19 protein-coding genes are annotated in these 24,210 nt (G+C 37.3%); all 19 read right to left on the bottom strand.

Annotated elements, in window-relative coordinates; genetic code table 11:
• Positions 1-13: 13 nt before the first annotated feature.
• The 19 genes from QRD39_RS02900 to QRD39_RS02810 all read right to left on the bottom strand — a co-directional run bounded on the left by QRD39_RS02900 (position 14) and on the right by QRD39_RS02810 (position 23,942).
• Entirely contained in the window at positions 14-1,084 is a 1,071-nt protein-coding gene (locus QRD39_RS02900; protein WP_285955597.1) for a glycosyltransferase, read from the bottom strand.
• Positions 1,084-2,049, bottom strand: a complete 966-nt coding sequence (locus tag QRD39_RS02895; RefSeq protein WP_285955596.1) for a DUF6625 family protein — start codon at positions 2,047-2,049, stop codon at positions 1,084-1,086. The genes QRD39_RS02900 and QRD39_RS02895 overlap by 1 nt, the downstream gene beginning before the upstream one ends.
• Positions 2,046-2,687 (bottom strand): DUF1919 domain-containing protein, encoded by a 642-nt coding sequence (locus QRD39_RS02890; RefSeq protein ID WP_002888643.1) that lies wholly within the window; start codon positions 2,685-2,687, stop codon positions 2,046-2,048. The genes QRD39_RS02895 and QRD39_RS02890 overlap by 4 nt, the downstream gene beginning before the upstream one ends.
• Position 2,688: 1 nt before the next feature.
• The gene (locus tag QRD39_RS02885; protein ID WP_060934237.1) at positions 2,689-3,837 is read right to left on the bottom strand and encodes a glycosyltransferase family 4 protein; all 1,149 of its coding nucleotides are present in this window, start codon (positions 3,835-3,837) and stop codon (positions 2,689-2,691) included.
• A gap of 2 nt (positions 3,838-3,839) precedes the next feature.
• Positions 3,840-5,012 (bottom strand): beta 1-4 rhamnosyltransferase Cps2T, encoded by a 1,173-nt coding sequence (cps2T, locus tag QRD39_RS02880; protein ID WP_285955595.1) that lies wholly within the window; start codon positions 5,010-5,012, stop codon positions 3,840-3,842.
• A 32-nt stretch (positions 5,013-5,044) separates the two neighbouring features.
• On the bottom strand, positions 5,045-6,412 hold the full coding sequence (locus tag QRD39_RS02875; RefSeq protein ID WP_285955594.1) for a sugar transferase: 1,368 nt from the start codon (positions 6,410-6,412) through the stop codon (positions 5,045-5,047).
• Positions 6,413-6,468: 56 nt separating this feature from the next.
• On the bottom strand, positions 6,469-7,209 hold the full coding sequence (locus QRD39_RS02870; protein WP_285955593.1) for a tyrosine-protein kinase: 741 nt from the start codon (positions 7,207-7,209) through the stop codon (positions 6,469-6,471).
• Positions 7,210-7,218: 9 nt separating this feature from the next.
• The gene (locus QRD39_RS02865; protein ID WP_285955592.1) at positions 7,219-7,911 is read right to left on the bottom strand and encodes a capsular polysaccharide biosynthesis protein; all 693 of its coding nucleotides are present in this window, start codon (positions 7,909-7,911) and stop codon (positions 7,219-7,221) included.
• A gap of 8 nt (positions 7,912-7,919) precedes the next feature.
• On the bottom strand, positions 7,920-8,651 hold the full coding sequence (gene cps4B / locus QRD39_RS02860) for a capsular polysaccharide biosynthesis protein Cps4B (protein WP_285955591.1): 732 nt from the start codon (positions 8,649-8,651) through the stop codon (positions 7,920-7,922).
• Positions 8,652-10,112 carry an LCP family glycopolymer transferase CpsA gene (gene cpsA, locus QRD39_RS02855; RefSeq protein WP_285955590.1) on the bottom strand — a complete coding sequence of 487 codons (1,461 nt, stop codon included), beginning with the start codon at positions 10,110-10,112 and terminating at the stop codon, positions 8,652-8,654.
• 365 nt (positions 10,113-10,477) lie between these two features.
• Positions 10,478-11,188 carry a purine-nucleoside phosphorylase gene (gene deoD, locus QRD39_RS02850; RefSeq protein WP_285955589.1) on the bottom strand — a complete coding sequence of 237 codons (711 nt, stop codon included), beginning with the start codon at positions 11,186-11,188 and terminating at the stop codon, positions 10,478-10,480.
• Between the two features lie 477 nt (positions 11,189-11,665).
• On the bottom strand, positions 11,666-12,379 hold the full coding sequence (locus tag QRD39_RS02845; protein WP_285955588.1) for a type 1 glutamine amidotransferase: 714 nt from the start codon (positions 12,377-12,379) through the stop codon (positions 11,666-11,668).
• Positions 12,376-13,623, bottom strand: coding sequence for a chloride channel protein (locus QRD39_RS02840; RefSeq protein WP_285955587.1), 1,248 nt, complete (start codon positions 13,621-13,623; stop codon positions 12,376-12,378). The genes QRD39_RS02845 and QRD39_RS02840 overlap by 4 nt, the downstream gene beginning before the upstream one ends.
• A gap of 3 nt (positions 13,624-13,626) precedes the next feature.
• A complete protein-coding gene (locus QRD39_RS02835; RefSeq protein ID WP_285955586.1) occupies positions 13,627-14,436 on the bottom strand; it encodes a purine-nucleoside phosphorylase in 810 nt (269 codons plus the stop codon).
• Positions 14,437-14,454: 18 nt separating this feature from the next.
• Positions 14,455-15,000, bottom strand: a complete 546-nt coding sequence (locus tag QRD39_RS02830; protein WP_285955585.1) for a DUF1697 domain-containing protein — start codon at positions 14,998-15,000, stop codon at positions 14,455-14,457.
• Between the two features lies 1 nt (position 15,001).
• Positions 15,002-16,213 (bottom strand): phosphopentomutase, encoded by a 1,212-nt coding sequence (locus QRD39_RS02825; protein ID WP_143567324.1) that lies wholly within the window; start codon positions 16,211-16,213, stop codon positions 15,002-15,004.
• 118 nt (positions 16,214-16,331) lie between these two features.
• Positions 16,332-17,012, bottom strand: coding sequence for a ribose-5-phosphate isomerase RpiA (gene rpiA / locus QRD39_RS02820; RefSeq protein WP_285955584.1), 681 nt, complete (start codon positions 17,010-17,012; stop codon positions 16,332-16,334).
• A 162-nt stretch (positions 17,013-17,174) separates the two neighbouring features.
• Positions 17,175-20,258 carry an LPXTG cell wall anchor domain-containing protein gene (locus tag QRD39_RS02815; protein ID WP_285955583.1) on the bottom strand — a complete coding sequence of 1,028 codons (3,084 nt, stop codon included), beginning with the start codon at positions 20,256-20,258 and terminating at the stop codon, positions 17,175-17,177.
• Positions 20,259-20,618: 360 nt separating this feature from the next.
• Positions 20,619-23,942, bottom strand: coding sequence for a GbpC/Spa domain-containing protein (locus QRD39_RS02810; protein WP_285955582.1), 3,324 nt, complete (start codon positions 23,940-23,942; stop codon positions 20,619-20,621).
• Between the last annotated feature and the right edge of the window lie 268 nt (positions 23,943-24,210).

The raw sequence follows: 24,210 nt of genomic DNA, 5'->3' as shown, positions 1-24,210 counted from the left end.
AAGAATAGCTAATTTATTTAAAAGCAATTTTACGTAAAATTGGATTCATTTTCATTTTTTCAATAAAGATGACTGTCCGAAACTTTTTTTGGGTAAGAAGATCAATACTCAATCTTCTAAGAAAAGAAGAAATATTTCGCTGTCTCAATAACATATTATAAGGACCAATGATTTGATCTCCATTCCCTGAAAAAATATTGTCAAAAGCTTTATTTGAAATAATGGACTGTAGTAATTCTATTTTTTCTTGTCTTTTCAACTTTAAATTAGAAATCTGGAAAACTGAACTTATGATAATTTTGGTCTTAATATCCTGCATTAATGTAGCATCTTCTAATTGGAACTGTTCAAGCAATTTATGTAATTCTTGAAGTTCATCTAATTGAAATTCAATTCTTCTAGGATGATAACTCGTCAGTGCAGAACCACTTCTACCTGCAATATAATTATAGAGAGTCGAATCAATAAAAAGAATGTTATCTAATTGTTGATAAACTTGGAAATTAAATAAAGTATCTTCCCCTATTGGTTTACTAGGAAACTTAATATTATTTTTTAGAATAAATTCTTTGTTATAAATTCTCGACCAAACATTATACATCATATCAGTTTTAAAAAGCTTTATGAAGTCATTCCTAAACTCTTCCTTTTTAAGAAGTCCTAGGTGCTGATAAGAATGAGAACGGCAAGACAAAATAGTGTTATTGGTTTCTTTAATTTCATTGTAACCAAAACAAAGAACATCCCATTCTCCATTAAGATTAGGACATATCTTCTCAAAGAAATCATCTGATAAGAAATCATCTGAGTCCATAAAGTACAAATATTCACCCCTCGAGAGAGAAATCCCTAAATTTCTAGCTTCCGAGACTCCGTTATTCTCAATATGTCTAACAAAAATATTTGAATAATTATCTTGATACTCATCACAAATCGCACCACTCTGGTCGGTTGAATCATCATCAATTAATAGAATCTCATACTTAATTGGTGACGATTGCATAAGTATGGAATCTAGGGCTCTTTTTAAATAACCTTCAACATTAAATACAGGAACAATTATGCTCAAATCTATATTATCCATTAACTCTTCATCCTTAATTTATGACGAATAAACTCTAGTGTCCATTTTTCTTTTTTAAATTTCTTTAATATTGTCGATTTAACATATGCCCAATAGAATTTATTTCTTGTTACTTCTAAAAGCTCTTCCTTAGAAATTTTCTCTCCAATAACTAATTGATTTGGTATAACATAAAATGAATCTACTAGTCTAAACTCAGGACACTTAATCACTCTCTTTTGGAAATGTGCATATAGAGGACGATTAACCTTTATATTACCATCGATTAAATTTATTGATTCCAAACCATTTTCCTCTGACCAAAAATAATAGCGTTTAGGTTCATTTTCACCATATTCTCTAAATGAGAACTGACTAATATCAATATCATCAAAAAACTTATCTTGCAGTTGTTTAAAATTATTTTTTTCAAAAATCTTTTGGATACCATCTGCCTCATCAAAAATAAAATTTTGCTCACTTGTAAAGATATTGTGAAAATCCAGTCGATAGTTTAAACCTTGGCCAGACATAAATATATGATTAACTTCCTGTGAATTTTTAAATATTTGGAGATGACCTAAAAGGCCATATCGAGAATAGTCATTCTCAAAAAAGCTATGTTCTTCCAGAAATTGATAAATATCACCAAGTAAGACATCTGTATCACAAAATCCCCAGTAGTCATATCCCTTCAACTCCTCTTCAAAGATAAATCCATAAGCAACTTTATAGTCACATAATTTATAAGGTGTTTTGAGAGAAATTTCAAAATCAAATTTAGACTGAACTTTTTTTCTTAAATCATCAAACGAAAGAGTCTTAAATTCAATATTCTCAGCGTTCAAAATTTCAAATTGGTCAATATTTTGATCAGTATAAATTAAGAAATCAATCTTTTGATTACGTTTGGCGGTCAACAAAAAATAAGGGAAAAACTTTGGAAGTTTTCCAAAGTACGGAATAATGAGTCTTATCTTTTTCATTTAGTTAAATCCTCCCCACCCTTATTCAACCAAGTAACAGCATTAAAATAGTGGTGGTAAGTTTTTAAATCGATACCGACATGACCTTGCTTTTCAGCTGATTTGAAATGAACCAAGGAAGGTAAGTCACTATAATTCTTAGAAGAGAAGATGACTTTGCTTTTGTAAGGAAGTTCTTCAAACTCTTTCATAAGCTCGTAAGTACAAGCATCGTTATCGTTGAATTTGAAATACATATTATCCCAATGAATGCGTGCCAATCGACGTTGCCATTTTTGAGTCGCTTCTTCTTCATCTGCATAGTGCAAAAAATGAAGTTCAATATCATCAAGAAGTGCTAGAGGATAGGCATTATCAAAGTCTTTGATGTATTTCGATTCCTTAACGAATTTCAAGGGGATATCTCCACTCAAATAATGTTTTAGATTCTTGAGCATTTTGATGTAATCAGGTGAAAAGACAAACATTCCAACAAAAGGCGTTTGATAAGGTAGTCCCAACTCCTGATAAACCTTCCCAGCCCAACAATTATCACAAATAATTGTGAAATTCTTATTCTTAAGTCGTCGTCTTGGGATAAAATTAATAATTGGATAAACGATTGGTTTTAGTTTATTCTTTAGTGTTTCACTGTTCATATTAGTACTTCTTATATAATTCCGAGAAATTACGAATATAACTTTGTAATGAAAAGAGTTCTTTTTGGCGTTTGACAGATGCCTTGCCAAATTGTTCTCGCTTCTCGGTATTATCCGCTAATTTTTGAATTGCCTTAGACAGTTCTGAAGGCTGATTTGGAATAGCAAGAAGGCCATTTTCACCTTCTTGCACCATTTCACAAACGCCACCATGACGGTAGCCAACGATGGGTTTCCCACAAGCCATTGCTTCTAAAACTACAGTTGGAAGTGGATCAGGATTGGTACTTGGCAAGACAAAGATATCAAACATATTATAGAGCTCTGTTGTCTTACTATAATAATCGATACGCTTGATTTGACCAGCTACTGGCGAGTCAGCAATAATCTTTTCTAACTCATCAATGCGCCACTCTTCTCCCTCAAAAGCACTACCTGCAAGAAAGGCAACGGCTTTTGGATTAGCCTGTAAAATTGGAGTCACAGCTTCCAAGAAGTCTCCTTGCCCCTTCCAGGCATTGACACGGGCAACCATCCCAATAACAAGAGCATCTTGAGCAATACCAAACCGCTCTCTAATGGCTGAAGCATCCACTACATGGAAAACATCATTATCAACCCCATTATAGATGACTTGTACCTGATTATCATTCACATAACGAGACATTTTGACATGATTCGCCACGGCATTTGAAACCGTTACTATCGTATCAGCAAAGCGTCCCATCAAAAAATTGATGAAGTCAGAAATAGCTTTTGGTTTGACAATAATTTCGTGCACATGCCAAATCAAAGGAAGTTTCAACTTACGTTTAAGGTAAATGCCTTCAAGCACCGCCGTCGTATTGTTGTGAATCAGGGTAATCCCGTTCTCTTTGGCATACTTTGCAATTTGTTTAGAATAACGGTTATAAGAGCCAAAGTACTCCATGATACCTTTAGGATTAAAATATTTACGTCGCAAGATTGGGTAGTCAATAACTTTCACTTTGGCACCGACATTTTCTAAAGCAGCCACTAAAACACCATCATTTGGTAAAATAACATGCGCTTCAAAGGCATCTTTATCCAAGCCTTTAATAAGCTCCAACAAAACCTTGTCAGCACCATACATTTCAGCACCCGCATGGAGATATAAAATTTTCTGCATTTCTATCCTTTAAATACTTTTTCGTAGTCTGTGACAATTTTTTCCCATGTGAAAGCTTGGGCAATACGTTGACTAGATTTTTGATTAAGAGCTTCGATAGCTTGATTGTCCAATTGTTCAGCTTGATCAATAACAGTTGCCAATTGATCTTTTTTCCAATAAAGAGCACCATCTTCACCAACTTCACGGTTAAAGCCAACATCCAACAAAAGATTAAGTTTGGTAGACTCTAATGCCTCTAGAAGTGATGGATTCGTCCCTCCGACTTCATGACCGTGGAAATAAGCAAAGGCATTTTCACGAATATATTTGAGCAATTCTTGGTCGTATACCGTTCCAACAAACTTCACACGAGGGTCCTTGTCAAAGCCAGTTTCCTGACGCAACTTGTCATAGAACTTGTTTTCTTCAACGTTAGTAATGAGCACAAAATCCTTGTCAGAATGTGACGCCATAAAACCACGAATCATTGCCTCATAGTTGTTTTCAGGGACAAAGCGACCTACAACAAGATAATAGTTGTTTTCAATAACCCCTTTTTCAAAATACCAGGTACGAACTTTATCATCAACCTTAGTCAATCGAGATTTAGTCGTATCAGTTCCATAAGCAATATAGGTTGTTTGGGGATGATACTTTGCATAATCTTTTTGAATGTAGGACTCGATATTTTTACTATCACAAATCAAAAGGTCAGCATGTTTAACCATAAGTTGTTCTGAAATCTTCCAGTATTTACGGACAGGAAGACTCCATTTTGCACGTAACCATTCATGACCATCAGGATTAACCATTAGGGTACCACCAATAGCCTTGATTTTCTTCTTGATACCTGAGATAAATGGTCCAATACGGCAAGCCAAAACATAGAAAATCGGTTCTTGATCATCATTGGCTTTAGCGATTTCAATGGCCTTATTTAGAGCTGCAATGTCATAAGCGATGGCACGAGCAGGACCAATATTAGGCACATCAATGTTGAAACACTTTGCGCCATTATGCCCGAAAGAGTCAGCTGTAATTCCTGATTTAGCAGAATTTTCACGCATACAAGCTACGTAATACTGGATATCTTTATCTTGCTGGAACTCTGTTAGTTTCTCAACAAAAGTCTCAAAACCACCATATTTTGCTGGAATTCCCTTAGAACCAACGATATAAACTGTTTTTTTCATTTAATCACCATTAAAAGAAATGGAGAAAGCCATCACTTTGCTCCATCCTTCATTACTACTACTTTAATTGTTTTTAATAAGATTCTGATATCGCGCCAGATAGTCCATCCATCCATATAAGCTACATCAAGTTTGACGACTTCATCAAAATCTGTAATTTCACTTCGACCACTTACTTGCCAAAGGCCAGTGATTCCTGGTCTAAAGCTTAATCGACGTTTTTGTTCTGGAGTGTAGGATTCGTATTCGTCTAAGGTCGGCGGACGTGTACCAACCAAACTCATATCCCCCTTAAGAACATTCCAGAATTGTGGAAGTTCATCAAGGCTCGTTTTACGGATAAAATGACCAACTTTAGTGATGCGAGGATCATTATCCATTTTAAACATCCCGCCAGACATCTGATTTTGTGCCATGAGATTCTTCTTGATTTCTTCTGCATCCACTCTCATTGAACGGAATTTATAAAACTTGAAAATACGTCCATTCTCACCAACACGATCTTGGGCGAATATAGCTGGACCGCCGTCCTTACGGATAATCGGATAAAGAAAGATTCCGACAATACCACAGAGGAGCAACCCAACTAGAGCCCCACAAATATCTAAGCAGCGTTTTGCCAATATATCACCGTAACTATAAAATTGTGTTGAAAAGGTAACAACATTAAAAGGTCCTAGTTGTTGGATTCGTTTTTCCCCCTGACTCATAAATTCCAGCGAATTGAGATTGATAGAAACTGGAATCCCCATAAGTTCAAAAGGTGAGGCGTAATCCCAAATTTTGTATTGTTCACTAGGAAGATTAATCAGGACCTGGTCAACTACTGAGTGGGTTGCATATTCAACCAAGTTGCCTGGCTTAACACTCTTGATAAATGGATTAGTAAAATAAGGATTATCCAAAACACAAACTGCTGTAATTCTACCATCCATATTATCTTTCATACGTGTCAGAACATTTTCAAGACGAGTCTGATCAGAAATTAAGAGAATATTTTTATTACTCTTACGACGTGTGTAGATGGATGATCGGAAATATTTGAGAACAGTGTTTGTTAGGTATAAGAGAGCACCTGCAATGAGGATAAAATAAAGGAGTCCACGACGTGAAATTGAAAAATTACCATCTGCAAAAAAGGATAGGAAGGTTGCGATTGCAGCAAATATGAGACAATATTTAAGAGTAGCAATAAATTCATCCAAGTAACCACGATATTTTAAATTTTCGAAGTAATTACTAATATAATAAGTTACTACATGGACAATACCTAAGAGAACGACACTTCCCTTGGTAATCTCAGTATAAGGCAATTTACTTGTGACCCAGGCTACAAAAAGGACCACAACCAGTTGTATAATACCAATCTCAATGCGACGAATTTCTTGTTTTTCTTTCACTCTGAACCCCTTTTTTATATGCTAATGTTTAAGGAGCTACATTATCCCCATTAATGCTATCCTTTTCTACGGCGTTGCGACCTTGAATGACTACTTTTTTGCTCTGATTTCTTGCCGTAGTCACCATATGCCCCGTAAGAACCATATGTACCATATTTATCTACAGTCATATCTACTTTATTTAGAACAACACCCAAGAACTGAGAACCACTTTGTGTTAATTGTTCTACTGCCTTTGTTACGAAACGACGTTTAATTTTACCTGCAGCTGTCACCAAAAGACTAGCATCGGCTTGGTGAGCAACAATGACAGCATCGATAACTAAACCAATTGGTGGTGTATCGATAATAACATAATCATATTGGCTACGAGCAACGTCCATTAGGTGTGTGAAATTTTCATTTTGTAAAAGACTTGTTGGATTTGGTGGAACAGGACCAGACGAAATTACATCCAAACCTGCAATGTCTGTTCGACAAACGGTTTCCTCCAAAGTAGCATTCCCAGAAAGGAAATTTGAAAGGCCTTTATACGGCTCATTTGATTTAAATGTTCCAGACAAAACTGAATTACGGGTATCTGCATCAATGAGCAGTGTTCTAAGGCCAACACTAGCAAACGAAATGGCAATGTTAACAGATGTTGTTGATTTACCTTCACCAGCTTCGACTGAGCTAACAGCAATAACTTTCATCTGAGCGCCAGAAAACTGAATATTTGTGCGAATAGCATTGTAATATTCTTCGGTTTGTTTGGCAAAGTTTACTTTAGAATTTACTAACTTTAATAGAGGCATTTCTTCTCCTTAAATCTTATCTATATCAGGGACAATTCCAAGAAGTGTCAGTCCTAAGGTGTCTTCAATATCTTCCGGACGACGAATACGATCATCCAAGATTTCACGAACCAATACACCAACAATTGCAAGGAAACCTCCGAGCACTGCTCCAAGAGCAACATTACGTTTAATGTTTGGAGAAGAAGGTGAATCTGGCAATTTCGCATCTTCAAGCGTTGTGACATCTTCTACTTTTGTCACTTTTTTGATTTTTTCTGCAGCAACATCACGAACCTTGTTGGCTAGGGATTGTGCATCTTGTCCAGTTTTTGCATTAACAGAAATTGAAATAAGACGCGTATCTGTAGGAATGTTAACTGAAATCATTTTAGCAAGGTCTGCTTCAGTCATATTCAATTTTTCGTCTTTAATTACTTCAGACAAAACATCATTAGACGTAATAATTTCTTTATAGTCTTTTGTCAAAAACGTACCAGCCTGCAAGTCTTGTGCAGAAAGATTCTTGCCATCATCAGCTTGATTTACCACATAGATACGTGTTGATGACGTATAAGTTGGTTGAATAAAGAAATAAGTTCCTAAGAAGGCAAAAACAGCAACATAAAAAGCTGTAAATAGAATGAAGACTTTCTTAGTCCAGAGTTTTTGCAAGAGTGCAAGTACATCGATTTCAACACGTTTCGTGTTTTCCTGAGTCATAGTTTCTCCTATATGTATTGATTTTCAAGTAGTCTTTGTGGATTTTTGATGAAAAGATTACGGGCACGTCTAGTACCATAAGTTTTCTCAATAATAGCGTAGGCTTCCTTCATAAATGGAGGTCTTGGTCCCAAATTATGCATGTCACTTGCAACCATGTGAACTAGATTCTTTTCCAAAAAATAACGGACTCGTTTTTTTCTCACTTTTTCCTTATCACCAAAAAGCTTTGGTTTTAAGACGTGAGAACTATTGACTTGAGTATAGCAACCCATGTTGATGATTTCACGAACACGGTCAGCATGTTCCTCAAGAGCATCATAACGTTCAATGTGAGCCACAATCGGAGTTACCCCTGCTCGCAAAACATTACTTAGTCCACTATGAATTTCCTTCCAAGAAGTTCTAGCACTAAATTCAATCAAAGCAAATTGCGTATTATGCATATGAGGAATAAGGTGCTTTTCAAGCTTCTCAACAATGTCTGAAGTGTAATAGAGTTCACCACCATAGTAAATTGTTAAATCAGGGTAAAGAGCCTCTGCTTCTTCTTTTACTTTAGAAAAGTTGGCAAAGATTTTGTCCTCTGGGGTTTCAAACATTCCCTTACGACGATGAGACGTTGAAACAATAGTACGCACTCCCTGGGCGTAACTTTCGCCAATAAGTTCTAGACTTTCCTCTAAAGTCTTAGGACCATCATCAACATCAAAAACAATATGTGAATGAACGTCAATCACTTATTTTTCCTCCATCATATTTTTGATAGCTTGTGATGCGCTTGCCACACTAGAATCATCAAGTTTCATCATATAAAGACTAGAATTTGGCATAGCATATGAAGTCAATTGTCCCGTTGATCCTGTACCTGTCACTGCTTGAGAAGTCACTGTAAATTTAGAACCTGAATCAAGCTGCGTATTGGCCAAGGAATTAATAGTATCCAAAGACATGTTGGTTTGAACAGAGTCTTGAAGATTATTAACAATTGAATTAAAGTTTGATACTGAATGAAGTGAGGCTAATTTGTTAACAATCGCTGAAATAACCTTTTCTTGGTTTTTACCACGATCATTATCGCCACCATCCAAGCTATAACGCTCACGAACAAAGCCAAGTGCTTGTTCTGAGTTCATTTTAATATCACCAACTGGGAAGTCAAATTTCCCATGAAGGCTAGTAAAGGCTTGATCATTATGGACGGTCACACCACCCAATTGGTCAATCAACTTAAGGAATGATGTGAAATTGATACGTGCATAATAATCAATATTAATGCCATAAAGATTTTCAAGTGTTTGTTCTGAAGTTTCAACACCGTAGATACCTGCGTGGGTCAATTTATCATATTGGTTTGCCCCACCACCAGGAATTTTAACATAGGCATCTCGAGGTGTTGTCGTCAAAAGAATCTTATGCGTATTCATATTGACGGTCATAATGATATTAACATCAGAACGTGATACTGTTGAAATAGAACCATAAGTATCAATACCGCTGATATAAATATTGAATACTTTGGAATCTGCTTGTTTTGCAGACGTGTTATTTTTCGTTTTGATTTTATAGGTATAGATTGTTTTCAGATTTGAAGCGTAATTGCTATCAACTGACTCTAAAAGGCTAGCATATGAACCACTCAAAACCATGGCTTTAGATTTTCCAGATTTAAGATTGTCATAGGCCTCTTGGTAAGAAGCAACATCGTCAACTTTTACATCAACCTTCTTGTCATTTTTCAGAGCTGACATCATGGTTTCAATGTTATTCTTATCAACCTTCATAGGTGCTTGGACACTAGAAAGCTGACTGACATCTTTGATGTCACTATCTTTTGGAACCACAACACTCATCTCAACTTCTGAGAATGATGCAGTCTGATTCATACGGTTAGTAATATCAATTAGCTGTTTGAAGCCAAATACACCAACCAAAGAAATTAGGGTGAAAATAACCAATATAACAGTTGTCACAAGTGGTGATTTCTTAGCTTTTTGAAGATAGATACTAATAGCAAGAACAACCACCAAGGCAAGTGCGATGATAATATTCAAAAACCTAAAAGATAGGAAATTGTAGTTGAACATAATGAAAAGTAAAATCGCTGCTAAAATAGCATACAGAATGGTCAACCCAATGTTGACCATTCCCCAGGATCCTTTACTTGTCTGTTTCTGCTTACGATACGTATGCGAACTCATATAAATTGCTCCTAAAAATTAAAATTAGACATTTCCCATTATCATTATAACATTACTTTAACTTCATTTCAATTGTCATTCTTTTTAAAAAAGAAGAAACAGTTTTTCATTAGCTTATCAAGTCATTAATTTCTATTAATTTTCATCATATTGTCAGGAAAAATTTCACAATTAGTATACTAATTCTATAATTTTCTGACATTTACCTTGATATTATAAACTCACTCCATAAAAAATAGTAGTTACTATACTATTCTTTTGACAATTTTAAATCTATTACCACTATTCATAATAAAGGAAACAAGTCAACTATAACCCAACAAAACCAAAAAGGAACACCAAAAGGTGTCCTTTCATTATAGCAACTAATCAGAAATAAGTGTTTCTAAACCGACTTTCATCATATCAGTGAAAGTATTTTGACGTTCCTCTGCAGTTGTATCCTCATCTGGATTCACCAAACTATCAGAGATTGTCATAATGGCAAGAGCATCTACCTGATGCTGAGCTGCAAGGTAATAAAGAGCTGCTGCTTCCATTTCAACAGCTTTCACGCCCCATTTACCGAGTTCAATATTTTTCTCATAGTAATTTGAGTAGAAAACATCAGAAGACAGTACATTACCAACATGGGTAGTCATACCGAGATCTTTGGCAATGTGGTAAGCCTTATCTAAAAGGTTGAAACTTGCAATTTGTGGGAAATCGTATTGTGGCCAATCGTTACGAATAATGTTAGAGTTTGTCGCTGCAGCTTGTGCCAAGACCAACTCACGCACATGAACATCCTTATTTAATGAACCTGCAGTTCCCACACGAATAAGTTTTTTAACCCCGTAATCAACAATAAGTTCACGTGCATAAATAGAGATAGATGGCATTCCCATCCCAGTCCCCATCACAGAAACACGTTCACCCTTATAAGTTCCTGTGTAACCAAACATGTTACGAACCTCATTGAAACAGACAGCATCTTCAAGAAAATTCTCAGCAATGAATTTGGCACGAAGAGGATCCCCAGGAAGAAGAATTTTATCAGCAATCTCTCCCTGCTTAGCAGCAATATGAATAGACATAATTTATGATACAAAGAGCGATCAGAAAGCGACTGAAAATTAGGAAGCTGACGAAGATGCCTCGCATCTAGGCAGATTATCTATTTTCCAAGCTTTCCGCTCGTATTCAAATTTGAACACCTGCTCTACTTTTTTAGTTATTTATAGAATCGGCGTTAAAGAGGCAAAGTAAAAATAGGAAATCCGACAAAGATGCACCGCATCTTGGAAGATTTATCTTTTTTACACCGCCTCTAGCCCAGGTTCAATTTCAAACCCGAGCTACCCATCCTTTCTTTTTTATTAAGTAATCTGGAGTGCGATCAGAAAGCGACTGAAAATTAGGAAGCTGACGAAGATGCCTCACATCTAGGCAGATTATCTATTTTCCAAGCTTTCCGCTCGTGTTCAAATATAAACACCTGCTCTACCTTTCTTACGTTATATTTTTTAAAATTTTCTACTATTATATAGATAGTACATGAGCTACTTAAATGTTTACCCTTGGGTTAGTGAATCTAGAAAAGCAAATAACTTTTTATTCATTTGAGAATAGTCATTGGCCCGCAATTGTTCTGGTGTTTGAACAAAAGGTAACTCTTGATTTTGCTGACGCAAGTGCTCTTCACCATCAGCAGCTATCAGTAAATCAATAGCCTCTGGATCGAACTCCAAATGTGCCTGGAAAGCATAATGTTTAGGACTAAATCGAACAATTTGACGAGGACAACCTTTACTTGTAGCCAGAACAACTGCATTGTCTGATAATCCAGGCATATCTCCATGCCAGTGACCGGTATCTAAAGTAGAACCAAAATCTTTAATATGATCATCAGCTAATCCAGCTTCAGTAAGATTTATTGGAAAAACACCAATCTCACGTTCGGGACTATGCTCGTACTTACCACCATAAGCCACAGATAAAAGTTGAGCCCCTAAACATACCCCAACAATATAGATATCAGCGTCAATAGCTTTTTGAATTAATGCAATTTCAGCCTTTGGATCATAGTATGGAAAGGCTTGACGATTTTCATCAGGTGACTGAGGTCCACCCATTACAATAAGGAAATCAATACCATCAACAGTTTCAGGAAGTTTCTCCTCCTCATAAACCTTAGTTGATGTGACATTGTGGCCACGCTCTTGAGCCCATTTCAAGTAAGCTCCTGGAACCTCAAATGTTTCGTGTAAGATAAAATGAATATTCATACTTTTTCCTTCCATTTATTATTAATTATCCTTGATAGGAGGCTGGCTAGTAAGAGTGGTAATACGATAACTCCTCCAGTGCCTGTAAAACCAACAACCAAGGATATTCCTGTTAGGGGGGCATTCAAAGTTGTTCCTAAAAATATAGTTGCTCCTAAAAGCATTCCTAAATTCGGACTTAGGGAAAGGCCAAAATTTCCAAAAAGCCCCGTTATCAGATAACCCGCACCTACGCCTAATGTAAACGATGGCGTCAGAGTTCCACCATAGGCACCACTTCTTAAAAGTAGACAGACCAATAGGCATTTGATGATGAGAATGACAGGAAGATATGCTGAAGAGTTCCCAGAAAAAAGCCATTGGGCTAAAACCTGTCCATTTCCCATAAAAATAGGGAGGTATGCTGACAGTCCACCTAGAATCATAAAGGCAAAAGGCAAAGTCCAAAGTATTTTTTTGTCTGTAATACGATGTCCACTGGCCTTTTTCGTCAAATAACCAAACATCATAGCAAGTGGTGTTACAAATACTGTCAAGATGATTGCCTGCATGAAACTGGAAGAATCAATAGTCACTTTATCGACTAAATATAGAGCCTGTCCACCAACAATTGGTCTGGCACAATAAGCAGATACATAAGTAGTCACAAGAATAATGACGATATTCTTTAACTTCCAACTAACTCCTAATGTTTCCAAAACAAACAAAGCGCTGGCAAAAGGCACCTGGTAAACAGAGGCTAAGCCTGCTCCAGCACCACCAGCAATTAATAATTGTCTATCGGAAATGTCTAAGCGTAATCCCTTAGAAAGACTACCACCGAAGAGAGCACCTAATTCTCGAGGTGCTCCTTCTTTGCCAATTGAGGCCCCAGCAGCAACGATTGCCACCTGGACTAACGCATGTAGAGACTGGCCTAGAAAGTTTGGACTCCTTTTACCAACAAGTTGCTTAGCTTTGCTAATGGAAAGTAAGGAGACCCGTCGTTGAAGAAAATACCAAAATAAACTAGCTAGGAATCCAACAATAAGCAATACTAAAAATCTTCGAAAAGCACTCACTGACTGAAACTGTAACAAGAGGTCGCCTTTATCTTCACCAAACGCAAGAACTTGTATAAATTCTAGAAGATAGTGACAAAAAATTCCAACAAGGCCTGAAGCGATACCAGTTCCAAAAACAGCCAAACTTAGCTTAAGAGATTTTGGTAACAACCTTAAACGTTTTATTTCCCGAAAAATCATGTTTTAAAGTTCAGCCAAAATAGCTTTCAGCAAGCCTTTGAAATCCCCTTTAACACGTTCTGTCACTTCCACCACTTCTTCGTGATTAAGTTCTTCTTGGAAACCAGCCGCAAAGTTGGTAATACATGAAATACCCAGAACTTTCAAACCCGAATGCGCTGCGACAATAACTTCAGGAACAGTTGACATACCAACCGCATCTGCACCCAATGTCTTAAAGGCACGAATTTCAGCAGGTGTTTCATAGGTAGGTCCTGTTGCCCCAATATAAACCCCTTCTTCCAACTTGATACCAAGTTTATCAGCCACTTTGTGGGCGATTTCACGGTATTCTGGAGAATATGCCTTGGACATATCTGGGAAACGTGGGCCAAACTCATCCAAGTTTTCCCCAATCAAAGGGTTTTGACCCGTCATATTGATGTGGTCTGTGATAGCCATAAGAGTACCAGGACCAAAGCCAATACCACCAGCCGCATTCGTTACGAGTACCCCTTCACAACCGAGAGCTTTCATCACACGTACAGGGAAAGTGACTACTTCAAGTGGATTTCCTTCATAAAAATGGAAACGTCCTTGAAGAGCCAAAACCTTACGTCCAGCCAAAGTACCATACACAAGTTTACCAGCATGACCAACAACTGTTGATTGTCCCCAGTTTGGAATGTCCGCATAATCAATGATAATTGCATCTTCAACTTCTTCAGCCAACTCGCCAAGTCCAGAACCTAAAATCAAACCAAATTCAGGCTTTTCAATTCCTTTACTTTCCAAAAAGGCTTGCGTAACTCTAATTTTTTCAAGTAGCGACATCTTATTTCTCCCTCAATATTATTTCATTCTTAAAAAGTGACCAATTTTTGAAAAAGTTCTTGCATTTCGAATGGTGATATATGGATAGAAAGGTGTTTTCAATAACTTCTTATGATAAGCCGTTTGGCTATAACTTGATTTATTATACTTTCCCCAGTAGACACCAAGTTGACCAAGATGAAGAATTTCATCTTTCAACTCTAAAGAGTTAATGATTTTCTTCATTTCGTTCTTATCAAGACTTTCAGTATATAAGAGGACGTCTTTTCTATAGAAATCATCTTCCCACCACTTAGGTAAAAACATCACTTCATTTTGGTAATCTTCTAGAGTAAAAAGAGAAAATACCTTAATAAATGGATAAGCCTTATTTAAAAATCTCTCTAAAACTAATAGGAGTTCTTCTTTCATCAAGGAAGAATCAAAGAAAAGATTTCCACTATTTATATAGGAAGAAACATTTGACATACCGAGTTCTTCTAACTCTCGACAAAATTCTTCCATGACTACCTTGTGACGACCACCAACGTTTATCCCACGAACCAAAAATGCATAGTGCTTCATTTTAGACAAGTTTATCCAAGAAACTTTCACCAATCATGGCTTTATCGACACCGAAGTTTTCAGCAACAGTTGCTGAGATATCAGAGAAATGCCCCACTGGAATGAGTCCATTTCCTTTAAATGAAGGACTGTAAGCCAAGAAAGGAATATATTCACGTGTATGGTCAGTACCAGCGTAAGTTGGATCATTTCCGTGGTCAGCTGTAATCATCAAGAGGTCATCTTCACGCATTGCTGCGATGATTTCTGGCAAGCGTTCATCAAATTCGTGCAAACAATCACGGTAACCATGTGGGTCACGGCGATGTCCATAGAGAGCATCGAAGTCCACCAAGTTTGTGAATGAAAAACCATGTTTGAAGTCTTCAGAGGTCATAGCCTTAATCAAATTATCAATACCATGACTGTTTGATTTGTTGTGGCCCATATCGTGATTAATACCAGCTCCGTTGAAGATATCGTTAATCTTACCAACAGCATAAGTATCAATTCCAGCTTCATTCAATTTATCCAAAACAGTTGGCGCAAATGGTGAAACAGCCAAGTCACGACGGTTAGACGTACGAGTGAAGTTCCCAGGCTCGCCGACGTAAGGACGTGCAATGATGCGACCAAGAAGAGCTGGACGTTCCAAAGTGATAGAACGAGCATATTCACAAATACGGTAGAGTTCATCCAAAGGAATAATGTCTTCGTGTGCCGCAATTTGAAGAACTGGGTCAGCTGAAGTGTAAATAATCAATTCACCAGTTTCCATTTGACGTGGTCCAAAGTCTTCAATAACAGCTGTACCTGAATAAGGTTTATTAGCTTCTCGAATGACTTTGCGACCTGAAAACTCTTCAATTTTAGTAATAATCTCTTCTGGGAATCCGTTCCAGAAGGTATCAAATGGTTCTGTAATATTAAGGCCCATGATTTCCCAGTGGCCAGTCATGGTATCTTTACCAAGAGACACTTCCTGCAATTTTGTTGCATAACCAGTTGGATTATTTTCAGCTGGTACGGTCTTCAAAGGCACTTCACGTGGAATGTTCCCAAGACCAATTTTGGCCATGTTTGGCACATTCAAACCAACAGTCTTCGAGATATGGCCAAGTGTATCAGAAGCACCATCTGGTACACCAGCATTGACAAAGTCGTTTGCATCAGGTGCTGCCCCAATTCCTACAGAATCAAGAACAACTAAATGCATTCGATTAAATTTAGACATAATAACACCACAAAGAGCTGAAATCTTTTTAAGATTTTCTCTTTACCTTTTCTTTTATTTTTATATTTTCGTAAATAATAGTTTGCATTCTTCAGTTAATGAAGAAACTCAGATTGGTTTAGTCCTTCATTTCAACGATTTTCACACCGTCTTTTCCTGCAACAATAACCTTGTTAACCATTCCATTGAAGAGCCCATGTTCAACCACACCAGTCATAGATTTAAGTTCTTGACCAAGAGCAATTGGATTTTCAATCTTACCAAGATTCAAATCAATAATGAAATTCTTCATATCAGTGACAAAGCGATTGCCTTCTTCCGTTAATCGGAATGATGGTTTATAGCCCTTAGACTCAAAGACGCGATACAATCGATCAGCGCCATATTGAACGACCTCAACCGGTAATTTAAAGGCACCGAGTTGATCAACCATTTTAGACTCATCGACAACCCAGATATATTCTTTGGTAGGTGTGGCAACAATTTTTTCCATCAAGAGGGCACCACCACCACCCTTAATACCATTGAGTTGAGGATCCACTTCATCAGCGCCATCTACAGTGACATCAATACTGTCAATATCATCAACTGCCTTCAATGGAATTCCTAAGCCTTCAGCTTGTTTTGTCGTTTGACTTGATGTTGTTACACCAACAACATTAAGACCTTCTTCCTTAATACGACGTCCAATTTCTTCCACAAAAAAGTAAGCCGTTGACCCTGTTCCTAGTCCGACAACCATACCATCTTTAACAAATTTGGCAGCGGTTACACCGGCGGTTTTCTTCAGTTCTTCCATGATCGACTCCTCTCATCTTTCTATAATAGTCATTCTACTCATTATACCATTTTTCCTTTATATTTTAAAATGATTTAAGAGGGATGATTTTTATAAAGGTGACAAAAAACTAGACTCTAGCTAGAGTCTAGTTTTTATGGAGTAGTCAATTATTAGTACCACTTAGTCTTCTTTATGACGTTTGAAGAATCCGATAAAGGCTGCAAAAATCATTGAAAGAAGTCCAAGGAAGCCAGCATTACTTGTATGTTCACCAGTTTGTGGCAACTCAGGTTGCGCAACTACAGGTACCTCAGTATCAGGCGTTGGTGTAGTTGGTGGTGTCACAGGTTTTTGAGGTGTTTTTGGTGTTGGTGGAACCACATGAGACACTCTCTCAACAACATAGTTTTTGTGCCATACAACTGTTGGTTTTTCAGGAGTTTTTGGTTCTACTGGTTTTGCAGGAACTTCAACTACTTTTGGTGTTGGTGGCGTTGGTGCTACAGGACCAGTTGGTGGTGTTGGTTCAACCGGTTTAGCAGGAACTTCTACCACTTTTGGTGTTGGTGGTGTTGGCACTACTGGACCTGTTGGTGGTGTTGGTTCTTGCGGTTTACCAGGAACTTCTACTACCTCTGGAGTCGGTGGTGTTGGTGCCACTGGTTCTTTTGGAGGTGTTGGTGGTGTAGGTTCTTGTGGATTGATACCAACCGTTTTCATCAACGGTTTAGTTGGAGCTGTCGGTGGTGTTGGTGCCTTAGGCTCTTCAGGTTTTTCACCAGGATTCTTAGGCAAACCTAGGTTCGAATTGATTGCAAACCAGTAAACTGTTGGAGCACCATCAGCATTGGCACCGTCAGCTGTAAATACCAAGTGACCATTCGTCATCTTGATACCAGCTCCTCCATAGTAGAGGTAAGGAGAGTCTTCGTTATCCCAACCAGTCAAGTCTGAGGTTGTTTCACCATTATAGACAGAACCATGGTCAATGTATTGGTTATCATTGGCTGAAGTAACTTCTTTTGTAGCTGCATCATAAGTAACTGATGATTTTGGAATAGCGATGAATTGATTATCACCAATATTAACGTATTCTTGGTGACGTGTTGATTGGTATTTTTTCTTAGGTGTGAAAGTAATCAAACCAGTTTCAGCAGAAACGCTGTATGTACCGATAACATCGTCCTTATCACCAAAAGTATAGTCTTGGTTACCAAGAGCATGACCGTTTCCACTACCAGAGGCATTAAGTGTTGTTACATCAGATGGAATTTCACGTGACACGAACCACTCTGAACCATTCCAATCAGTGATTGGAACAACTACTTTAAGTGGATTGTCGGCTGAAATGTTAACAGTAGCGCCACCAAAGTCAGCATATCCTGATTTCGTAACAACTTCACCATTTTGAATAGCCAGTGTAGAACCATCCGCATAAGGATTGTAAGTTCCACGAATCGTGTTGCCGTTAACATCTTTAGCTTCGACCGTAATTGGACGTGGACGTTCAGATGTTTCAACGTAAGCAGCACCATTCCAATGGTTAAGTGAGTTAAGCGCTACAACAGCATTATGCTCATTAAGATTAAACATCTTGCCATCTTTATCGTAGAACTCTACATCTACAGCAACCTTAACTGGTTTAGCTTGATCAGTTGAAGCTCCTACGGTCATTGTAACTGTTGGATCTTTACTGATTTTAGCAATTCCCTTTCCATCATTAGACGGAAGACTAACAATTTCATAACGATAAACAACACGTTTAATTGGAGATGCTTCGTTTTTAACCAACATGCTAGATTGGTTCAAGCCATCATAAGTCACAACAAATTTGTCGCCTTCTTTAACTTGAATCCATTCGTCTTCTGTGTTTGTCCAAGGACTATCTGTTACAATATCAGATGCTTGTAACTTATTAGAATCATATTGGAAAACATTACTTGTATTAAGGCGTTCTTGAGCAGCTTTAGTCAAGTAGTTGCTAACACCTTCAAGTTTGTGAGTTGCTTCTGTTTCACGGTGGAATGTCAACTCTTGAACAACTTCTGCATCTTTGAGATTACGATAAACAGGATCTTCCATGTACTTATCGTAAGCAGCTTTAGCCTCTTGGTATTGTTTAAGAGCTGTTTGATAGACAGCTAATTTATTTTGATACTCAAGGTACTCTTGGTCATATTTTGCTTTTTGCTCATTGTAAACAACCAAAGCTGCTTCATATTTTGCTTTTGCATCTGCATTATATTTTTCGATGGCTTTTTTTGTTTCAAAATCTACTTCATAAGCTGCTTTTTTAGTTTTATAAAGTTCGATATTCTTGTCATAAGCTGCTTTTTCAACATCATATTTAGCTTTAGCTTCTTTATAAGCAGCAAGCTCATTTTGATACTTAGCCTCTGCTTCAGCATTACGTTTTTCAGTAACGACTTTTTCTGTTACTTTTTTATCATAATTTGCTTTTTCAGCATTATATTTGGCTTTATCACTATTATATTGTGCAAGTGCAGCTTCATAGTCAGCTTTTGCTTGGTTGTATGTTGCCAATTCTGCTTGGTATTTAGCGGCTGAAAGTGCATTTTCTTTATCAGTAGCTTCTTTTTCAGCTACCTTTGCATCATAGGTAACTTTTTTAGTCTTGTACTCTGAAAGTGCTGAGTCATAAGCTTGCTTAGCAATTTGATATTGTTCCTGAGCTTTGTCATAAGCAGCTTTTTCAGTATTATATTTTTCTTGAGCTTCGGTGTTTGATTTTTCAGCAAGAGCTTTCTCCGTTAATTTAGCATCGTAGTTAGCTTTTGCTTTATCATAATCAGCTTTATCTGATTTGTATTGCTCCTTAGCCGCCTTGTAATCAGAAACGACTGAGTTAATTTTCTCTGCTTGTGCTTTGTTATCTGCAGCAGCTGCTTCAACGGTATCTTTGGCTTGAGCAGTTTCTTCTTTGACCTCAATACCTTCGTTTGTTGCAACTGTTTTTGCAGTTTCTAAGCTTGTATTTGTTACTTCACTCGTTGTAACAGTTGTATTACCTTCTTCAGTTACATTAACAACCTTCTTATCAGTTGAATCTGCTACTGTAGCAGTACCTTCTTCAACTGCATCGGTTGCCTTAACTGCTGGTGTTGAAGAATCTGTCGTTGTTGCCACTTCATCGGCACTAGCGTTTGAAGCACCTACTGCAATTACAGCAGTCCCCAAAAGAACAGAAGCCGCACCAAGGCTAGACTTTCTGAGTGAATAACGTTGTAATTCCTTTTTCCCCATTTAAATTACTTCCTTCTATATATTTAGTTATGTTCATATTCTAACAAAAGCAAGAAGCATGTCAATTTGAGTTATCTCATAAAAACAGGAAGGATTTCAAATTCTATTAAATTCTTAAATTAGAGTAATTTTTAACTTTAAATCCAAGCGTGTCCTATTAGCCCATATTTAAAGGAATTTACATCTTTGTATACTGATTTAATTTTTTAATAGCAGGGTCTTGTTACTTTAATGTTTTTTTATTGAAAAGATTATGAAAAACTTGTAACCTCAAACCTACAAAGCTTTTTTAAGTGGCAATAAAAAAAGAATAGACTGTTTTGCCTTAGCAAAGCAACCTATTCTTTGTCATTTATAGTATTAGTGTTTACGTTTGTAAGATGTGAAGAGTCCTGCAAGGGCAACTGAAAGTATGCCAATTCCTGCTACAGATGTTAATTTCTGATTCTTATCACCTGTTTCAGGCAATGTTTTATCATGCACACCTTGAGTGCTTTGCTTTGTAACAAGAGTTGAGGTCGAAGTGACACTTGGTACTACAGGTGTTCTCGGAGTTTTCGGCTTTTGAGGAGTTGGTGGAGTCGTTTTTTCTGGACGGCTTACTCGCTCAAGAAGATAGTTCTTATGCCATTTTACTTTAGGAGCTACAAGCTCTTTAGGTGATACAGGTTTATTAGGTACGTTTACCACAACCATGGTTGGTGGGGTTGGAGCTTTAGGTTCTGTTGGTGGCGTTAGTTTCGTTGGTTCAGCAGGTACTTCTACAACTACTGGTGTAGGTGGTGTAGGTGCCTTTGGTTCTACTGGAGCCGTAATATTACGTGGCTCTACTGGCACTTCAACCAAAGCTGGAGTTGGTGGCGTTGGCGCTTTTGGCTCTGTCGGAGCCTTAGGTGCCTCAGCATCAACTGTTACTACAGTGTAGCTTGGTTCTCTTGGTGCTATAGGAGCTGTCGGAGGCGTTGGTTCTGTTGGTTTTGCTGGGAGTTGTCCGACTGTAATTGTTGGTGGGGTTGGTGCCTTTGGTTCCTCTGGTTTAGTAGGTTCTTTTGGTTCTTCACCAGGTTTCTTAGGCAAACCTACATTTGAATTGATGGCAAACCAATATACCGTTGGTTGACCAACTGCATTAGCTCCTTGCGCTGTAAATACAAGATGTCCATCTAACATTTTAAGTCCTGCACCACCATAGTAGAGATATGGAGATTCTGGATTATCCCATCCTTCAAGAACTGGTGATGATTCCCCGTTAAAAGCTGAACCATGTTCAATATATTGATTGTCTTTTAAGGATTTTACCTCTTTGGTAGTCGCATCATAAGAAACACTTGAATTTGGAATCGCTATATACTTATTATTGCCGATACTCACGGATTCGATATGTTCCAAATTTTCAAACTTTTTCTTTGGTGTAAAGGTAATATCTCCTGTTATAGGATTAATGGTGTACATACCAATAACATCATCTTTACCATCGAATAGGTAGTTATCTGTTCCGATAGAATGACCTTCTCCAGCACCTGATGCATTGACAGAGGTCGCATCAATAACAGTTTCCTCACTAACTGCAAATTCACTACCATTCCATGTTGCTTGTTGAGCCACAATCTTCATTGGATTTTCTGCAGAGATGGTAACCTTCGCAGATCCAAAGTCAGGAGTTCCAGTTTTAACGGTAACCGCATTATTTTCAATACTCATGGAAGAACCATCGGCATATGGATTCCAAGTTCCACGAACCGTATTGCCATTTTGATCCTTAGCCTCTACCGTAAGAGCACGAGGTTTATCACCACTATCAACATAGGAAGCTCCTGTCCAGTGGTTTAGGGAATTAAGTGCAACAATGGCATTTTTTTGGCTCAAATCAAATCTTTTACCGTTGCCATCATAAAATTCAATGTCAACAGCAACTTTAATCGGTTTATCTTGATCGGATGATGCTCCAACAGTAAGAGTTACCGTTGGGTCACCATTTACTGCTGCAATTCCCTTGCCATCGTTTGATGGAAGGCTCAAAATATCGTAACGGTAAATAACACGCTTAATAGGATGCATGTTTGAAGCTTCACGCATACTTGATTTATTCAAATTATCATAGGTAACAACAAATTTGTCACCTTCTTTAATTTGAATATACTCAGTTTCATTATTAGCCCATGGACTTGTTGTTACAATATCAGAAGCTGTCAATTTGTTTGAATCATACTGATGAACATTACTTGTATTTAATCGAGCTTGGGCTTCTCGAGTCAAATAAGTATCGATGCCAGTGATCGTATGAATGGCTCCAGCTTCACGTTGGAAGGTCAAATCCTGAACAGTTTCGACATCCTTCAATTCTTGGAAACCATTATCATTCATATACTTATCATAAGCTGCTTTAGCTTCTTTATATTGAGCTAAGGCCGCTTGATATTCAGCATATTTGGTTTGATATGTGGCAAAATCTTTAGCATATTGTTCTAATTCAGCATTGTATTTTGCAAGGTCTGTTTCATATTTAGCTTTAGCGGTATCTTCCTCAGCTTTTGTGATAAGTAATTTATCATAAGCTACCTTGTCTTTATCATACTGAGCTTGCTTGATCTGATATTCTTTTAAATCGGTTTCGTATTGAGCCTTAGCAACATTATATGTGGCCATTTCTGCATCATACTTAGCTTTAGCTTCTGCATTAGACTTTTCTACTGCCGTTTTTTCAGCTATTTTAGCATCGTAGGCCACTTTAGCAGTCTTATATGCAGCTAGGTCGTTTTGGTATTTTTCATAAGCAGCGTTATAAGTAGCTAATTCTTTTTCATACTGTTCTTGGGCAGCCTTGTTTTCAATTTCTGTAAGAACTTTTTCGGCTACTTTAGCATCATAGGCTTTCTTCTCAGCATCATATTTTGCTTTATCTTTCGTATACTGAGCCATAGCCGCTTCATAATTCTTCTTGGCTGTTTCATAAACTGCCAACTGTACCTTGTAATCAGCTTCTGACTTAGCATTGGCTGCATCAGCTGCTACTTTTTCGGCTACCTTAAAATCATAAGTCAATTTTTGAATATGGTACTCTTCCAGTGCTGCATCATAGGCTTTTTTATCAGCTTGATATTTAGCTAATTCTTTTTCATAAGCAGCTTGGTCAGTATCAAACTGCGCTTTAGAAGCAGCGTTTACCTTATCAGCAGCTGCTTTTTCAGCCACTTTAGCATCGTACTCAGTCTTGGCTTTATCATACTCAGCTAATTCTTTTTTGTGCTCTTCTTTTGCCTTTTGATAATCCGAAACAACAGAGTTAATCTCCTTAGCTTGGGCTTGATTATCCGCGATAGCACCCTCTAAAGATGTATGTGTTTGAGGTGCAGTCTCTTCAACTTTTACCCCTTCTTTTAAAGCAGAAGCCTTAGCATCTTCCAGACTATCACTTGTGACAACACTCATTGTTTCAGTAGTGTTTCCCACTTCTTTGACAGAAACAACTTGCTTTTCTGAATGGTCAACAGTTGCTGTCGCATCTGTTGTAGTATCGGCAAGTACTGATGCACTCAAGGGTGTGTCAGTGGCTGCTGAGGTTGAAACCTCATCGGCATGCGCTCCAGTAGTCCCCATCGCTAAAATAGTTGTACCCAAAAGAACAGAAGCAGCCCCAAAGCTATACTTCCTGATTGAAAAACGTTGTGAATCTTTTCTTCCCATATCACAAATTTCCTTCTAATTTTTTCTTAACACCTAAAGTCTATCACTTTTAAACTTTCTGTCAATAATTTTAACTTCATATTTTTAAAAAATTTATAATTATTTTTATTTACTGTAAAAACGTTTCTAATCTTTTCTTTTATAGGAAAAATAGTTTACAAAGTTTGTTGCTCTCTTCATGAATTGTCAAGACATTTCTTAAAATTCTTAATTAATATTAACTTATTTGACTACTATCCATTATTAATAACTTCATTTTAAACACGAA

It is taken from the genome of Streptococcus raffinosi, assembly GCF_030284685.1.
In the GTDB taxonomy this organism is placed as follows: domain Bacteria; phylum Bacillota; class Bacilli; order Lactobacillales; family Streptococcaceae; genus Streptococcus; species Streptococcus raffinosi.
This window is presented reverse-complemented; position numbering and strand designations above follow the sequence as displayed.

Excerpts from the sequence above, each read along its gene's own strand:
- QRD39_RS02835 (WP_285955586.1), bottom strand. The coding sequence starts at position 14,436 with ATGTCGCTACTTGAAAAAATTAGAGTTACGCAAGCCTTTTTGGAAAGT.
- QRD39_RS02895 (WP_285955596.1), bottom strand. The coding sequence starts at position 2,049 with ATGAAAAAGATAAGACTCATTATTCCGTACTTTGGAAAACTTCCAAAG.
- QRD39_RS02825 (WP_143567324.1), bottom strand. The coding sequence starts at position 16,213 with ATGTCTAAATTTAATCGAATGCATTTAGTTGTTCTTGATTCTGTAGGA.
- QRD39_RS02840 (WP_285955587.1), bottom strand. The coding sequence starts at position 13,623 with ATGATTTTTCGGGAAATAAAACGTTTAAGGTTGTTACCAAAATCTCTT.
- QRD39_RS02830 (WP_285955585.1), bottom strand. The coding sequence starts at position 15,000 with ATGAAGCACTATGCATTTTTGGTTCGTGGGATAAACGTTGGTGGTCGT.
- rpiA (WP_285955584.1), bottom strand. The coding sequence starts at position 17,012 with ATGGAAGAACTGAAGAAAACCGCCGGTGTAACCGCTGCCAAATTTGTT.
- cpsA (WP_285955590.1), bottom strand. The coding sequence starts at position 10,112 with ATGAGTTCGCATACGTATCGTAAGCAGAAACAGACAAGTAAAGGATCC.
- QRD39_RS02890 (WP_002888643.1), bottom strand. The coding sequence starts at position 2,687 with ATGAACAGTGAAACACTAAAGAATAAACTAAAACCAATCGTTTATCCA.
- QRD39_RS02885 (WP_060934237.1), bottom strand. The coding sequence starts at position 3,837 with ATGCAGAAAATTTTATATCTCCATGCGGGTGCTGAAATGTATGGTGCT.
- QRD39_RS02870 (WP_285955593.1), bottom strand. The coding sequence starts at position 7,209 with ATGCCTCTATTAAAGTTAGTAAATTCTAAAGTAAACTTTGCCAAACAA.
- QRD39_RS02810 (WP_285955582.1), bottom strand. The coding sequence starts at position 23,942 with ATGGGAAGAAAAGATTCACAACGTTTTTCAATCAGGAAGTATAGCTTT.
- QRD39_RS02845 (WP_285955588.1), bottom strand. The coding sequence starts at position 12,379 with ATGAATATTCATTTTATCTTACACGAAACATTTGAGGTTCCAGGAGCT.
- QRD39_RS02865 (WP_285955592.1), bottom strand. The coding sequence starts at position 7,911 with ATGACTCAGGAAAACACGAAACGTGTTGAAATCGATGTACTTGCACTC.
- QRD39_RS02900 (WP_285955597.1), bottom strand. The coding sequence starts at position 1,084 with ATGGATAATATAGATTTGAGCATAATTGTTCCTGTATTTAATGTTGAA.
- QRD39_RS02815 (WP_285955583.1), bottom strand. The coding sequence starts at position 20,258 with ATGGGGAAAAAGGAATTACAACGTTATTCACTCAGAAAGTCTAGCCTT.
- deoD (WP_285955589.1), bottom strand. The coding sequence starts at position 11,188 with ATGTCTATTCATATTGCTGCTAAGCAGGGAGAGATTGCTGATAAAATT.
- cps2T (WP_285955595.1), bottom strand. The coding sequence starts at position 5,012 with ATGAAAAAAACAGTTTATATCGTTGGTTCTAAGGGAATTCCAGCAAAA.